The 13,880-nt window shown below is 69.8% G+C and carries 13 protein-coding genes and 1 riboswitch; of the genes, 5 read left to right on the plus strand and 8 right to left on the minus strand.

Features of this window, described 5'->3' with window-relative positions; genetic code table 11:
- Window positions 1-15 precede the first annotated feature (15 nt).
- Complete coding sequence (locus tag ACZ67M_RS36280) at window positions 16-486, plus strand: NUDIX hydrolase (protein WP_469854166.1); 471 nt, start codon at window positions 16-18, stop codon at window positions 484-486.
- On the opposite strand, the gene ACZ67M_RS36285 is transcribed toward ACZ67M_RS36280, so the two are convergent.
- Complete coding sequence (locus ACZ67M_RS36285; protein ID WP_469854167.1) at window positions 474-1,034, minus strand: HD domain-containing protein; 561 nt, start codon at window positions 1,032-1,034, stop codon at window positions 474-476. The two genes, ACZ67M_RS36280 and ACZ67M_RS36285, sit on opposite strands and share 13 nt — an antisense overlap.
- Window positions 1,035-1,780: 746 nt before the next feature.
- Window positions 1,781-2,299: a hypothetical protein gene (locus ACZ67M_RS36290; RefSeq protein ID WP_469854168.1), complete on the minus strand. Its 519-nt coding sequence runs from the start codon at window positions 2,297-2,299 to the stop codon at window positions 1,781-1,783.
- 521 nt (window positions 2,300-2,820) lie between these two features.
- Between ACZ67M_RS36290 and rlmN the strand changes: the two genes are divergently transcribed.
- From rlmN to ACZ67M_RS36310, 4 genes are all read left to right on the plus strand, one after another.
- The gene (gene rlmN, locus ACZ67M_RS36295) at window positions 2,821-3,927 is read left to right on the plus strand and encodes a dual-specificity RNA methyltransferase RlmN (RefSeq protein ID WP_361365420.1); all 1,107 of its coding nucleotides are present in this window, start codon (window positions 2,821-2,823) and stop codon (window positions 3,925-3,927) included.
- A 41-nt stretch (window positions 3,928-3,968) separates the two neighbouring features.
- Window positions 3,969-4,074, plus strand: a riboswitch (TPP riboswitch).
- Window positions 4,075-4,152: 78 nt separating this feature from the next.
- Window positions 4,153-5,238, plus strand: a complete 1,086-nt coding sequence (locus ACZ67M_RS36300) for a thiamine ABC transporter substrate-binding protein (protein ID WP_469854169.1) — start codon at window positions 4,153-4,155, stop codon at window positions 5,236-5,238.
- On the plus strand, window positions 5,214-6,896 hold the full coding sequence (locus tag ACZ67M_RS36305; protein WP_392016673.1) for an ABC transporter permease: 1,683 nt from the start codon (window positions 5,214-5,216) through the stop codon (window positions 6,894-6,896). The genes ACZ67M_RS36300 and ACZ67M_RS36305 overlap by 25 nt, the downstream gene beginning before the upstream one ends.
- Before the next feature lie 31 nt (window positions 6,897-6,927).
- Window positions 6,928-7,947, plus strand: coding sequence for an ABC transporter ATP-binding protein (locus tag ACZ67M_RS36310; RefSeq protein ID WP_469854170.1), 1,020 nt, complete (start codon window positions 6,928-6,930; stop codon window positions 7,945-7,947).
- A gap of 97 nt (window positions 7,948-8,044) precedes the next feature.
- On the opposite strand, the gene ACZ67M_RS36315 is transcribed toward ACZ67M_RS36310, so the two are convergent.
- The 6 genes from ACZ67M_RS36315 to ACZ67M_RS36340 form a co-directional block, all read right to left on the minus strand.
- On the minus strand, window positions 8,045-8,755 hold the full coding sequence (locus tag ACZ67M_RS36315; protein WP_361365432.1) for an LAETG motif-containing sortase-dependent surface protein: 711 nt from the start codon (window positions 8,753-8,755) through the stop codon (window positions 8,045-8,047).
- 207 nt (window positions 8,756-8,962) lie between these two features.
- Complete coding sequence (locus tag ACZ67M_RS36320; protein ID WP_125495025.1) at window positions 8,963-9,370, minus strand: VOC family protein; 408 nt, start codon at window positions 9,368-9,370, stop codon at window positions 8,963-8,965.
- A gap of 127 nt (window positions 9,371-9,497) precedes the next feature.
- The gene (locus ACZ67M_RS36325) at window positions 9,498-10,898 is read right to left on the minus strand and encodes a hypothetical protein (protein ID WP_469854171.1); all 1,401 of its coding nucleotides are present in this window, start codon (window positions 10,896-10,898) and stop codon (window positions 9,498-9,500) included.
- Window positions 10,880-11,656: an ABC transporter ATP-binding protein gene (locus ACZ67M_RS36330; RefSeq protein ID WP_469854172.1), complete on the minus strand. Its 777-nt coding sequence runs from the start codon at window positions 11,654-11,656 to the stop codon at window positions 10,880-10,882. Before ACZ67M_RS36330 ends, ACZ67M_RS36325 begins: the two co-directional genes overlap by 19 nt.
- A 214-nt stretch (window positions 11,657-11,870) precedes the next feature.
- Window positions 11,871-13,244 (minus strand): aspartate aminotransferase family protein, encoded by a 1,374-nt coding sequence (locus ACZ67M_RS36335; protein WP_385802301.1) that lies wholly within the window; start codon window positions 13,242-13,244, stop codon window positions 11,871-11,873.
- A gap of 2 nt (window positions 13,245-13,246) precedes the next feature.
- A complete protein-coding gene (locus ACZ67M_RS36340) occupies window positions 13,247-13,762 on the minus strand; it encodes an Lrp/AsnC family transcriptional regulator (RefSeq protein ID WP_469854173.1) in 516 nt (171 codons plus the stop codon).
- Between the last annotated feature and the right edge of the window lie 118 nt (window positions 13,763-13,880).

Below are 13,880 nucleotides of genomic sequence, written 5' to 3' on the forward strand. Positions count from 1 at the left end.
TGCAACGCTGAACACATGGCCCGTGTTGACTACTTCAACGATCCCAATGCCCCGAAGGCGAACAGCCTCGTCCCCTCCGTGACCGCCGTGGCACGCAACGAGGCCGGAGAGGTCTTGCTGATCCACAAGACCGACAACGACCTCTGGGCCTTGCCCGGTGGCGGCGTCGACCTGGGCGAGTCGGCCCCAGACGCAGCCGTGCGCGAGACGAAAGAAGAGACAGGCTTCGACGTGGAGGTGACCGGCCTCGTCGGCACCTACACCAACCCAGGCCACGTCATGGCGTACGACGACGGAGAAGTCCGCCAGCAGTTCTCGATCTGCTTCCAGGCCCGCATCACCGGCGGCGAGCTACGGACGAGCAGCGAGAGTAAGGAAGTGGCATTCGTCGACCCGAGCAAGCTGGACGAGCTGAACATCCATCCTTCGATGCGCATGCGGATCGAGCACGGCCTGGCCGAGCGGGCGGAGCCCTACATCGGCTGATGCGCCATGCGGTCGCGAGTCCGCTCGACAGCGCCCCGGAGATACGGCCGTGCCTTGCTGATCGCGTTGTGAACCTCGCTGCCGGGCTCGTAGCGGACCAGGATCTCGTCAATCCGGGTGTCGAAGTCGAAGGACTGGCCGGCGGGGCCGGTCGTCATGTCAGCGAAGATCAAGGCGTCGAGGACCGGCGAGTCTTCCCGCTCATAGACGGCCAGCTCCGCCGAGAGCCCGCGCTGCTCTGCCTCATACACGGCCCCGGAGTGATGAGCGACCAGCCTCACCAGGCGCGCCGGCGCACCCAGCGATTCGAGGTACCGGGCACCGTCGAGCGGATGGAACCCGGTGTCCCGCGGCTCGGGGGCGTAGCCGATGTCATGCAGCCACGCGGCAGCAACGAGGAGATCCCGGTCCACCTCGGACACAGCCGCGGAAGCCTCACGAGCCCGAGAGGCCACGGCCTGAGTGTGCAGCCAGCGGTTCCCGAGCGGAGGGAGCAGGGACTCGGCGAGTTCGGCCGCTCCCTGGGGCGTGTCCAGTGCAGAAGGCATGCATGGAACGGTAGCCGAGGCGAGCCGAGAGCCGACAGGCCACGATCGGGGCGGTTGCCGATCATGGGTGCGGTAAGACTTTCTCTACGTTCATCAAGAGCCCGCGCACGGCGCGGGCGCGCGCCGCCTCTGCGGCGCGGCCTGCCTCCTGTCTGCGCCCCGGCTGGCCGCGCCCGGCGGCGCGCTCGGCGGCTGCGGGCATGAAGTGGGAGACACCCTATGTGGCTGGGGCGGTCGGCTCCGCGGCTTTAGGCAGCCACTTTGGGGCGAGCCTCTAAGATCTTGGCCCCAACGTCGTGCTTTAACGGGCAGGTCCACAGACTGCCCGACTCGCCATCAGCTTACGGGGCCAAGATCACTCGCCCCAAAGCAGCTCCAGCCCAAAGCCGCTCCACCGACCTCAGAATGGACGGTCCAGATCGTCGATCAAAGAATCGATCACTTCATCCGAATTCCGGGATCGGTTGGCAACTAGATCGAAAAGTTCAGCGATCTTGTGGTCGATTTGGTCGGCGCCGCTAGTTCGTACTTCGTCAACGATTTGACCCTGTTCCCCTCGAATGATCAAAATGAAGGGGGGGAGTCCGTCGCCGTCCCTATTTTGGATCTCCACGGTCCCTCGCGTGAGGGAAAGTGAATAGATGTCATGCGCGGCGGGACGCTCCGGGTAATTGCTCGTCCATTCAACTCGATGGTTAATGGTCGCACGGTGTAGTGCTTCCACTAGATGTAGGATCTTTGCAGGGCTAGCTCCCACTTCCGTTTCCTCCCGCTTGCATACCGTAAGTAGATGCCATTGCGCCAAGCCCACTAGTAACTTTGCTCATCGCCTGCCTGGCGTTCTTGGTTGCCAATACGACGTTTGGTGAGTCCTCGTCGATCAAGCGCGCCTTAGCTGATGCTGCGGCTGAAATTGACGCCTGCAGCAAGGTGATCATTTCGCGTTGAGTAGGTTCATCTTCGTCTAGAAAGCCCCGTACTTGGCCAGCTTGCCAGCGCCAAGTGGAAAGCCATGCGATGGTCAGGTCCAGCGAGCGATCCCTAACTGAGCGCTCGAACTGATCCTCAATGCGATGGAGCTGCGGAATAAGGACCAGGAGCGAAGCTCTGCTGATGCCCTCTCGAACCCCCTCGGCGGCTATTCTTGCAGACTCGGCAGCGCTTTTTGCCTTGTAGGTCTGAAAGATGGTGATGCCGAAACCTAATCCTGCGAGAGGAATTGCAGTCCAGGTAGACGCGGCATCGACTATGGAATAGAAAGACATGCCTTCGCGTCCCCATCGACTGGTGCACCGCTGCGACAGGCGAATCTTAGCGCACAGGGTGCGAGGCAGACCTCTGTGAGCGCGTACCGGCCTACCGCCGGGAAGTCGCGAGATGCTTCTGGACTGGGCTGCTAGCTGTGACGATTTAGATGAGCAAGCCGCCCGTAGCGGCCTGCTTTGCCTGTCTGCTAGAGGTTGCAGTGGGCACTCCCGGCCTCCAGCAGCCAGTGGTCAAGGGTCGCGAGGTGGTCGAAGTGCCAACGGCAGACGACCCCGAAGATTTGCGGACTCTCGGCGCAAGCAAGTGGTGTACCAGTGCAAGGCAGAGTCCACAACCGCGTTGCTTCAGGATGAAGACGTGACGTGCAGCGCAGCGCAGGAGCGATGGCGGCCGCTCAGCTCCTGGGCCGTCCCTGGGCCGTCCGAGGTCGACCAACGCCGACAGTCGGCACCCACGGGTGACCACCCCCACCCCGCACTGGCCTGGGCCCCCGGAGTCGATCTGCGACACTGGTACAGCCATGCCTAAGCCCGGAGAACTCACATTCGTCGCCCCCCGCGGAGCCAAGAAGCCGCCGCGGCACCTTGCCGACCTCACGCCCGCCGAGCGTAAAGAGGCCGTCGTCGCCGTCGGCGAGAAGGCCTTTCGTGCGAAGCAGCTCTCGCAGCACTACTTCGCGCGGTACGCGCACGACCCCGAGCAGTGGACCGACATCCCCGCCGGTTCGCGGGAGGGGCTCCGTGAGGCGCTGCTGCCCGAGCTGATGACCGTCGTCCGGCATCTGTCGACCGACCAGGGCACCACCCGCAAGACGCTCTGGAAGCTGTTCGACGGGACGCTCGTCGAGTCGGTGCTCATGCGCTACCCGGACCGGGTGACGATGTGCATCAGCTCCCAGGCCGGCTGCGGCATGAACTGCCCGTTCTGCGCCACGGGACAGGCCGGCCTGGACCGGAACCTGTCGACGGCCGAGATCGTGCACCAGATCGTGGACGGGATGCGGGCGCTCAGGGACGGCGAGGTCCCCGGAGGTCCGGCCCGGCTCAGCAACATCGTGTTCATGGGCATGGGCGAGCCCCTGGCCAACTACAACCGGGTCGTCGGCTCCATCCGCCGGCTCACCGACCCGGAGCCGGACGGGCTGGGGCTCTCCCAGCGCGGCATCACGGTCTCCACGGTCGGTCTCGTCCCGGCGATCAACCGCTTCACCGGCGAGGGCTTCAAGTGCCGCCTCGCCATCTCGCTGCACGCCCCCGACGACGAGCTGCGCGACACCCTCGTCCCCGTCAACACGCGCTGGAAGGTGCGTGAGGTGCTGGACGCCGGGTTCGAGTACGCCGCGAAGTCCGGGCGCCGGCTCTCCATCGAGTACGCGCTGATCCGGGACATCAACGACCAGGCGTGGCGGGGCGACCGCCTCGGGCGGCTGCTCAAGGGCCGGCCGGTGCACGTCAACCTCATCCCGCTCAACCCCACGCCCGGCTCGAAGTGGACCGCGTCGCGGCCCGAGGACGAGAAGGCGTTCGTGGAGGCGATCGCGGCGCACGGTGTGCCGGTGACGATCCGGGACACCCGTGGCCAGGAGATCGACGGGGCGTGTGGTCAGCTCGCCGCGAGCGAGCGGTAACCTGACCGGCGTCAGTACATCGCCACAGTAACCACATCTTCATATTCCGACAGGGGAGCGCCACAGCGCTGAGAGTGCGGCACCGGCCGCAGACCCTCCGAACCTGGCCCAGGTCATTCTGGGTAGGGAGATCGGTCACCACTCGAGCTGTTGCGCCCTGCCCGGGACCCTCGCCAGGGGCCGCGGGCGGGGCCGCGTCTTCTCCTGGTCACCCAGGAGGAATCAGTGAGCATCACCAAGAAGGTCACCGTCCTGGCCGTCGGTCTCGGCATGGCCGGCGGCCTGGCCGCGTGCGGGTCGTCGTCCGACGAAGGGCAGGGCTCCGGCGACTCCAAGACCGTGACCCTGGTCAGCCATGACTCGTGGGCCGCTTCGAAGGAGGTCATCGCCGCCTTCGAGAAGAGCTCCGGCTACAAGGTCAAGGTCCTGGAGGACGGCGACGCCGGGCAGGCCGTCAACAAGGCCGTCCTCACCAAGGACAACCCGCAGGGCGACGTCTTCTTCGGCGTCGACAACACCCTGCTCTCCCGCGCCCTCGACAACGGGCTGTTCCAGCCGTACGAGGCGAAGGGCTCCGACCTGGTCCTGCCCGAGTACCAAGCCGACCGGGACAAGCACCGGGTCACGCCCGTCGACACCGGCGACGTCTGCGTCAACTACGACAAGGCGTACTTCAGCAAGCGCGGTCTCACCCCGCCCAAGTCCCTCGACGACCTGGTCAAGCCGGAGTACAAGGACCTGCTCGTCACCGAGAACGCCGGCAGCTCCTCGCCCGGACTCGGCTTCCTGCTCGGCACCGCTGCCAAGTACGGCGACGAGGGCTGGGAGGGCTACTGGAAGAAGCTCAAGGCGAACGGCGTCAAGGTCGTCGACAGCTGGGAGCAGGCGTACAACGAGGAGTTCTCCGGCTCGGCCGGGGGCAAGAAGGCCAAGGGCGACCGTCCGCTCGTCGTCTCCTACGCCTCCTCCCCGCCCGCCGAGGTGATCTACGCCGACCCGCAACCGTCCACCGCGCCCACGGGCGTCGCCGACGGCACCTGCTTCCGCCAGGTCGAGTACGCGGGCCTGCTGAGCAACGCCAAGAACTCCGAGGGCGGCAAGGCACTCCTCGACTTCCTCATCGGCAAGCAGTTCCAGGACGACATGCCGCTGAACATGTTCGTGTACCCGGTGCGGGAGGGCGCGCGGATCCCCGAGGCGTTCGTGAAGTACGGGCCGCAGGCCAAGGACCCGCAGACCATGGACCCGGCGAAGATCGCCGACAATCGCGACCAGTGGGTCAAGTCGTGGACCTCGCTCGTACTGAAGTAGGCAAGGGAGCCCCCACGGCTCGGAACCCGCGCGGGAGCGCGGCGCGGCTCGCCCTGATGGCCGCGCCCGTCGCGTTCTTCGCGGTGTTCTTCGCCTATCCCGTCGCCGCGATCGTCGCGCGCGGCCTGGAGGTCGACGGCGCCTGGCAGTTCGGCCGGATCGGGGACGTGCTCGCCCAGTCCGACGTGCGGCACGTGCTGTGGTTCACGACCTGGCAGGCGCTGGCATCCACCGCGCTCACCCTGCTGATCGCACTGCCCGGCGCCTACGTCTTCGCCCGCTTCGACTTCCCCGGCAAGCAGGTGCTGCGGGCGGTGGTGACCGTGCCGTTCGTGCTGCCGACGGTCGTCGTGGGGACGGCGTTCCTGGCCCTGGTGGGGCGCGGCGGGCTGCTCGACGAGCTGTGGGGCGTACGGCTGGACACCACCGTGTGGGCCATCCTGCTCGCGCACGTCTTCTTCAACTACGCCGTCGTAGTGCGCACCGTGGGCGGCCTGTGGGCGCAGCTCGACCCGCGGCAGGAGGAGGCGGCGCGGATGCTCGGCGCCTCCCGCGCGCGGGCCTGGCGGCAGGTCACGCTGCCCGCGCTCGCTCCCGCGGTGGCGGCCGCCGCGCTGATGGTGTTCCTGTTCACCTTCACCTCCTTCGGCGTCGTGCAGATCCTCGGCGGACCCGCCTTCTCCACCCTGGAGGTGGAGATCTACCGGCAGACGTCCCAGATCTTCGACCTGTCCACGGCGGCCGTGCTGACGCTGATCCAGTTCGCGGCGGTCGCCGCGGTCCTCGCCGTGCACGCCTGGACGGTGCGGCGGCGGGAGAGCGCCCTGCGGCTGGTGGACGCCGCCACGACCGCGCGCAGGCCCCGGGGCACGGGCCAGTGGGCGCTGCTGGCGGGCGTCCTGGCCACCGTCGCGCTGCTGCTGGTGCTGCCGCTCGCCGTGCTGGTCCAGCGGTCGCTCGGCGCACCAGGCTTCGGCTACTACCGGGCGCTGACCAGTGCCGACGGCGGCACCTTCCTGGTCCCGCCGATCGAGGCCATCGGCAACTCCCTCCAGTACGCCGTCGCCGCCACCGCCATCGCCGTGGTGATCGGCGGTCTCGCCGCCGCCGCGCTCACCCGGCGGGACGCCGGCCGGTTCGTGCGGGGCTTCGACGCGCTGCTGATGCTGCCGCTCGGGGTGTCCGCCGTGACCGTCGGTTTCGGGTTCCTGATCGCGCTGGACGAACCGCCGCTGGACCTGCGCTCCTCCTGGATCCTGGTGCCGCTCGCCCAGGCGCTGGTCGGTGTCCCCTTCGTCGTACGGACCATGCTGCCCGTACTGCGGGCGGTGGACGGTCGGCTGCGGGAAGCGGCGGCAGTGCTCGGGGCGTCGCCCTGGCGGGTGTGGCGGGAGGTGGACCTGCCGATGGTGCGGCGGGCGCTGCTGGTCGCCGCCGGGTTCGCCTTCGCCGTGTCCCTCGGGGAGTTCGGCGCCACCGTGTTCATCGCGCGGCCCGACAACCCGACGCTGCCGGTCGCCGTGGCGCGGCTGCTGGGCAGGCCCGGGGACATGAACTACGGCCAGGCCATGGCCCTTTCGACGATTCTGATGCTGGTGTGCGCCGTGGCGCTGGTGGTGCTGGAGCGGCTGCGCACCGACCGGAGCGGGGAGTTCTAGAGATGCGACTGGTTGTGCGGGTGATCCAGGGATGCTGCTGAGCCTTGAGGGTGCGACCGTCCGCTTCGGCGGGCGGGCCGTGCTGGACGCCGTCGGCCTGGAGGTCGCCGAGCACGAGGTGGTGTGCGTGCTCGGGCCCAGCGGCAGCGGCAAGTCGACGCTGCTGCGCGCGGTGGCCGGGCTCCAGCCGCTGGACGCCGGGCGGGTGACGCTCGACGGCCGGGACCAGTCCGGGGTGCCCGCGCACCGGCGCGAGCTGGGCCTGATGTTCCAGGACCACCAGCTGTTCCCGCAGCGGGACGTGGCCGGAAACATCGCCTTCGGGCCCCGGATGCGGGGCGCGTCCCGCACCGAACAGCGGGACCGGGTGGAGCAGTTGCTGGAACTGGTCGGACTGCCGGGCGCCGGACGCCGGTCGGTCGCCGCGCTCTCGGGCGGCGAGCAGCAGCGGGTGGCCCTCGCCCGGGCGCTCGCGCCCCGGCCCCGGCTGCTGATGCTGGACGAGCCGCTCGGTCAGCTCGACCGCTCGCTGCGGGAGCGCCTCGTGGTCGAACTACGGCAGCTGTTCGGCCGGTTGGGCACCACGGTGCTCGCCGTCACCCACGACCAGGGCGAGGCGTTCGCGCTCGCCGACCGGGTCGTGGTGATGCGGGACGGGCGGATCGCCCAGTCGGGGACGCCGCTGGACGTGTGGCAGCGGCCGGCCGACGCCTTCGTGGCCCGTTTCCTCGGCTTCGACAACGTGGTGGAGGCGACCGTCGCCGGGCAGGTCGCGGACACGCCGTGGGGCAAGGTCCCGGTTCCCGAGGACGCCCTCCAGGGGACGCGGACGGTGCTCGTGCGGCCGGCCGGGGTCCGGATCGTCGCCGCCGACGCGGGCCTGCGGTGCACGGTCGCGGCCCGCACCTTCCGGGGCACCCATGTCGCCGTGCGCCTCCAGCCGGAGGACGCGCCGCCCCTGGAGGCGGCGTGCGCGCTGCGGGCGGCACCGGAGGTCGGGGACGCGGTCGGAGTGGAGTTTGAGGCGGCGGAGGTCGTCGTGCTCGGCTGAGCGCGGGCCCGCGGCGGGCGGTGCCCCCCTGGACATGACGGTGGCCCGCCCCCGAACCGGGGACGGGCCACCGCCGCTGTCCATCTGTGGGCGGGCGTCAGCGGGTGCTGTTCGCTCCGCGACGGCGCAGGCCGAAGAAGACGGCACCGCCACCGACGACGACCAGGGCCGCCGCGATGCCGGCGATCATGCCGGTGTTGGAGTTGGCGCCGGTCTCGGCGAGGTTGGAGTCACCGGCCGCCGGGGACGGGGCGTTGCTGGGCGCGGCCGCCGGAGCGGTGCTCTCGTCCTCCGTCGGCGCGGGCGCCGAGGTGGACGGCTCGGGGGCCGGGCTCTCCGTCTCGTCGGACGGGGTGGAGGAGCTCTCCGACGGGCTCGGGCTCGGAGTGTCCTCGGTCTTGCAGGGGGTCGACGGGGTCTTGAGGTTGGGCTTGATGTCCTCGTCGACGTAGGGGTCGGCCTTGACGTGGATGCGGTACTCGGCGTTCGGCTTCCAGTCCGCGGCGAAGGTGATGGTGCTGCCCTCGCGCGAACCCTTGACCGTCTGCTCGCCGACCTTCTCGGCGTCGGCACCGTTGTTCTGCAGGTAGACGGTGACGACGGCGGGCACGCCGGCGGGGTCCACGTCGGTGACGGTGATGACACCCTTGTCGCCTTCGCACTTGGCGGCGGCGGAGAACTCGCCGATGTTGCAGGCGAGGGCGTTGCCCGCGGCGCCGACGGCCAAGGCCGCCGAGGCGGCGACGACGCCGAGGGCGCGGACGCTACGGCGTGATGCCGTGCGGCTGATTATGGACAGGACTGCCACGATTGTCCTTTACGGGAGCACAGATGGGGGGTGGGCAGGGTGCCGACGCCCGATGACACGGCATCAGCACACCCATGAGCCTCACTGGTTTATAAGCGGTGCATAAGCAGTGTCAACGCATATGCCAGCCAAGCACGTTGACTTTGCCGTCTTATTAACCACCGACACGTTTCAGCACGTCGGGAGGTGGCTCGGCCCCCTGCCGGCTCAGCCCTCGACCGCTGCCGGGTCCATCCACACGACCTCGAAGGTGTGGCCGTCGACGTCGTCGAAGGCGCGGCCGTACATGAAGCCGTGGTCCTGGGTCTCGCCGCTGACCGAACCGCCGGCCGCGACCGCCTTCTCCACCAGCTCGTCGACCTTCTCGCGGCTCTCGGCGCTCAGCGCGAGGAGCACCTCGCTGGACTTGGCGGAGTCCACGATCTCCTTCTTCGTGAACTGGCGGTACTTCTCCGGCGTGTGCACCATCACGACGATGGTCTCGCTGAGCGGGATCGAGGCCGTGGTGTCGTCGCTGAACTGGGCGTTGATCTCGTAGCCGAGACCGGTGAAGAACTTCTTCGAGGCGGCCAGGTCGTTGGTGGCCAGGTTCACGAAGATCATCTGCTGGTACATGAGGGCCTCTCCCGTAAGTGCGCTGCCGTTGCCGTGCTGTTCGAAGGGTTAGACGTACGGCGCGCCCGGAACTCATCGCCGTTCGGTGGATCTCTTCGAGAATTTTCTCGCGGGTGCCGCGAGGGCGTCAGCGGGACAGGGGGAGCGCCGCCAGTGCCGCGACGATCAGGGTCAGCGGGCCGAAGAGGGCGAGCAGCGCGGCGGCGCGTACGGCGGCGGCGGCGCGCAGGGTGCCCGGGGGCGCCCCCAGCCGCAGCAGGGCGTCGGTGGTGTCGGCGCGGTCGTGCTTGGCCTCCACGGCCGCGGTGAGGAGGGTGGCCACCGTGCAGCCGGCCACGAGCAGGGCGCCCAGGGTGCTCAGCGCGCCGAAGTCCGGGCCGTCGGTGGCGTACAGCGAGGTGGCTACGTAGGCCGCGGCCGCCACGGTGCAGACGACGCCGAGGGGGCGGCCGATGCGGTGCGCCTCGTCCATGAGGACGCGCCCGGCCAGCAGTCGCAGGGCGCCGGGGCGGGCGGCCTGGAGGAGGCGGCCGCACAGGTGGGTGAGGCCGGGGCCGGCGAGGGCGAGGCCCAGGGCGGTGAGGGCCCAGCCGACGAGTACGCCGGCCGACGGGGTGGTGTCGGGGGTGGTGGCCGGGTGCCCGGTGTACGTCTCGACGGCGAGGCCCGCGGCGAGTACGGCGATGCCCCAGGGGAGGACGGTGGTGTTCGGCGGGCGGGGTGCCGGGAAGGCGGGGGCGGAGTCCTGCGCGGGCGGGGGGCCGTCCGGGTCCGCCGCGAGGTCGCCGTCGCCGGCCCGCGTCAGCAGGGCGGCTCCTCCGGTGGGGGCGTCGGAGGGAGCGGCGGAACCACCGGCCGCCTGCCGGGCCGTGGGCGCCGGGGCACCGGCCCGGGCCGGGGACGACGTCCAGCGGGCGCCGAAGCGGCCGTAGGCGCCGAAGGTCTCCCGGGCCTTGCCCCAGCCGTACGCCCCGAAGCGGCCGTAGCCGCGGGTGCCGGTGGCCCGGGGGCGACGCGGCTCGCGGGGGCGCAGGGAGTACGCGACCGTGGCCGAGGCGGCGGCCGGTACCAGGGCCAGCAGCGTCAGGATCGCCGGCGCCGGGAGGGACTGGCCGACGGCCAGCGCGTCGGCCGGGACGCCGTCGATGGGCGGGCCCGTCAGGTCGCCGCGCAGGTGGAGGAAGACCAGCAGGGCCGCCACCGAACCGAGCACGCCCGACAGGGCCGTCGTCGTCGCCGAGACGGCCATCAGCCGGCCCGGCCCGAGGCCGATCGCGGACAGCCCCGAGCGGGGCCGGGTGCCGGGGTCGGTGCGGGCCACGGCGACCGCGAGGTACACCGTGGCGGCGAGCGGCGCCGCGCACCAGGCGAGGCGGAGGGCGGAGGAACCGGGCGCGTCCGAGTGGCTCATCGCGTGTCCGAAGGCGCACAGCAGCAGGAAGCCCGTGCCCGCCGAGGCCACCGCGACCAGCAGACGGCGCAGGTGGACGGCGAGATGGGCGGCGCGGGTCAGGCGGAGAGCGAGCACGCGGCCCGGCCTTCCGTTCCGGAGGCCCCGGCGGCGCCCGTGGCCACCGTGGTCTCGGCGAGCGGGGGCAGATGCACGGTCCGTACCCGTCGTCCGTCCAGCAGCGCCACCGCGCGGTCCGCCAGGCCGGCGGTCTGCGCCTCGTGCGTCGCGAGGACGACGGTGATGCCGTGCGAGCGGGCCGCAGTGGTGAGGGTGCGCAGCACCTGGGCGCGGTCGGCGCGGTGCAGCGGCGCCGTGGGCTCGTCGGCGAAGAGGACCGCGGGGGCGACGGCCAGCGCGCGGGCGATGCAGACACGCTGCCGCTCGGCCTGCTGGAGTTCCCGCGGGCGCCGTCGGGCCTTGTCGCCGACGTCCAGGCGGTCCAGCCACTCCAGGGCGGCGGTCTTGGCCCGGCGCCGGCCCGTGCCGCGCAGCATGAGGGGCAGGGCGGCGTTCTCCCAGGCGTTCAGTTCCGGGACCAGCACGGGGGCGGGGTCGATCCAGCCGAAGCGGTCGCGGCGCAGCCGTTCGCGGCTGAGCGACCCCATGGTGTGCACCGGCACGCTGTTGAACCACACCTCGCCGTCCTGCGGCCGGACCAGTCCGGACAGGCAGCGCAGCAGCGTGGTCTTGCCGCTGCCGCGCGGGCCGCTCACGGCGAGGATCTCGCCCTCGCGGACGCCCAGCGACACGCCTTGAAGCGCGGGGGAGCCGTCCTGGTGCTGGAAGTGCAGGGCGCGGGCCCAGAGCACGTCGTTGTCCGGCGGAGCCTCCATGGGCGTACACCTCGGTTCTGATCCGTGTTTCCCCGGTCACGTCCCCCGTCCGGGGGAACGAGGAGGGGGCCGATCGGTCACTGGGCACGGTAGGGAGTCGCCGCGGGGGAAGCCGGAAAGCACGCGGCCCCGGGCCGCCGTTCTCACTCGAACGGACGGCGCCGGGGCCTGTGATGATCTTCTGGAACTACCGGATGACCATCCGGTAGGCCGATCAGAGCTTCGTCCACGCCTCCGTAAGCGTGGCGCGCAGGATCTGCTCGATCTCGTCGAAGGTCTCCTGGTTGGAGATCAGCGGCGGGGCGAGCTGGATGACCGGGTCGCCGCGGTCGTCGGCACGGCAGTACAGGCCGTTCTCGAAGAGCTTCTTGGAGAGGAAGCCGTACAGGACGCGCTCGGTCTCCTCGTCGGTGAAGGACTCCTTGGTGTTCTTGTCCTTGACCAGCTCGATGCCGTAGAAGAAGCCGTTGCCGCGGACGTCGCCGACGATCGGCAGGTCGTGCAGCTTCTCCAGGGTGGCGCGGAAGGCGCCCTCGTTGTCCAGCACGTGCTGGTTGAGGCCCTCGCGCTCGAAGAGGTCGAGGTTGGCGATGCCGACCGCGGCGGACACCGGGTGGCCGCCGAAGGTGTAGCCGTGCAGGAAGGTGTTGTCGCCCTTGTAGAACGGCTCGGCCAGGCGGTCCGAGATGATGCAGGCACCGATCGGGGAGTAGCCCGAGGTCATGCCCTTGGCGCAGGTGATCATGTCCGGGACGTAGCCGAACTTGTCGCACGCGAAGGTCGTGCCCAGGCGGCCGAAGGCGCAGATGACCTCGTCCGAGACGAGCAGCACGTCGTACTGGTCGCAGATCTCGCGCACCCGCTGGAAGTAGCCGGGCGGGGGCGGGAAGCAGCCGCCCGCGTTCTGCACGGGCTCCAGGAAGACGGCCGCGACCGTGTCCGGGCCCTCGAAGAGGATCTGCTGCTCGATCTGGTCGGCGGCCCAGCGGCCGAAGGCCTCGGGGTCGTCGCCGAAGATCGGGGCGCGGTAGATGTTGGTGTTCGGCACCTTGTGCGCGCCCGGGACGAGCGGCTCGAACGGTGCCTTGAGGGCGGGCAGGCCGGTGATGGACAGGGCGCCCTGCGGGGTGCCGTGGTAGGCGACCGCGCGGGAGATGACCTTGTGCTTGGTCGGCTTGCCGGTCAGCTTGAAGTACTGCTTGGCGAGCTTCCAGGCGGTCTCGACCGCCTCGCCGCCGCCGGTGGTGAAGAAGACCTTGTTGAGGTCGCCGGGGGCCTCGTTAGCGAGGCGCTCGGCCAGCTCGACGGCCTTCGGGTGGGCGTAGGACCAGATCGGGAAGAAGGCCAGCTCCTGCGCCTGCTTCGCGGCGGTCTCCGCCAGCTCCTGGCGGCCGTGTCCGGCCTGGACCACGAACAGGCCGGCGAGACCGTCGAGGTAGCGCTTGCCCTTGTCGTCGTAGATGTGGGTGCCCTCACCGCGGACGATGGTGGGGACGGGGGCCTTCTCGTACGACGACATGCGGGTGAAGTGCATCCACAGGTTGTCGTACGCGGTCCTGCTGAGGTCCTTGGGGCTGTCGGTGCTCACGATTATCGGGTTCCCCACATGTAGGTCTGCTTCTTGAGCTTCATGTAGACAAAGCTCTCGGTGGAGCGCACGCCGGGCACGGCCCGTATGCGTCGGTTGATGACCTCCAGGAGGTGGTCGTCGTCCTCGCAGACGACCTCCACCATCAGGTCGAACGAGCCCGCGGTCATCACCACGTACTCGCATTCGGACATGGCCGTCAGCGCGTCGGCGACGGACTCCACGTCGCCCTCCACGTGGACACCGACCATCGCCTGGCGGCGGAAGCCCACGGTGAGCGGGTCCGTCACGGCGACGATCTGCATCACGCCCTGGTCGAGCAGCTTCTGGACGCGCTGGCGCACCGCGGCCTCGGAGAGGCCCACGGCCTTGCCGATGGCGGCGTACGGCCGGCGGCCGTCCTCCTGGAGCTGTTCGACGATGGCGAGGGAGACGGCGTCCAACTGGGGACCGCCGTTCCTGGACTCGCGGGAGTCCTTCGGGTCTGCGCTTCGACTGGCCACGGGTTCACTCTGCACGACGTCTCGACAGTTTCGCAAGGCCGTACCGATGAAATCCGTTGTCTAGGTCGTTCCAGTCTGCGGATTTCGCAATCAAGAGGCGATCGGGGGTGTTGAAAACGTCGGTGCACGGATT

Source organism: Streptomyces sp. NPDC107500 (assembly GCF_055582785.1).

Coding starts and splice junctions, on each gene's coding strand:
- ACZ67M_RS36280 (WP_469854166.1), top strand. CDS start 16: ATGGCCCGTGTTGACTACTTCAACGATCCCAATGCCCCGAAGGCGAAC.
- ACZ67M_RS36285 (WP_469854167.1), bottom strand. CDS start 1,034: ATGCCTTCTGCACTGGACACGCCCCAGGGAGCGGCCGAACTCGCCGAG.
- ACZ67M_RS36290 (WP_469854168.1), bottom strand. CDS start 2,299: ATGTCTTTCTATTCCATAGTCGATGCCGCGTCTACCTGGACTGCAATT.
- rlmN (WP_361365420.1), top strand. CDS start 2,821: ATGCCTAAGCCCGGAGAACTCACATTCGTCGCCCCCCGCGGAGCCAAG.
- ACZ67M_RS36310 (WP_469854170.1), top strand. CDS start 6,928: ATGCTGCTGAGCCTTGAGGGTGCGACCGTCCGCTTCGGCGGGCGGGCC.
- ACZ67M_RS36320 (WP_125495025.1), bottom strand. CDS start 9,370: ATGTACCAGCAGATGATCTTCGTGAACCTGGCCACCAACGACCTGGCC.
- ACZ67M_RS36330 (WP_469854172.1), bottom strand. CDS start 11,656: ATGGAGGCTCCGCCGGACAACGACGTGCTCTGGGCCCGCGCCCTGCAC.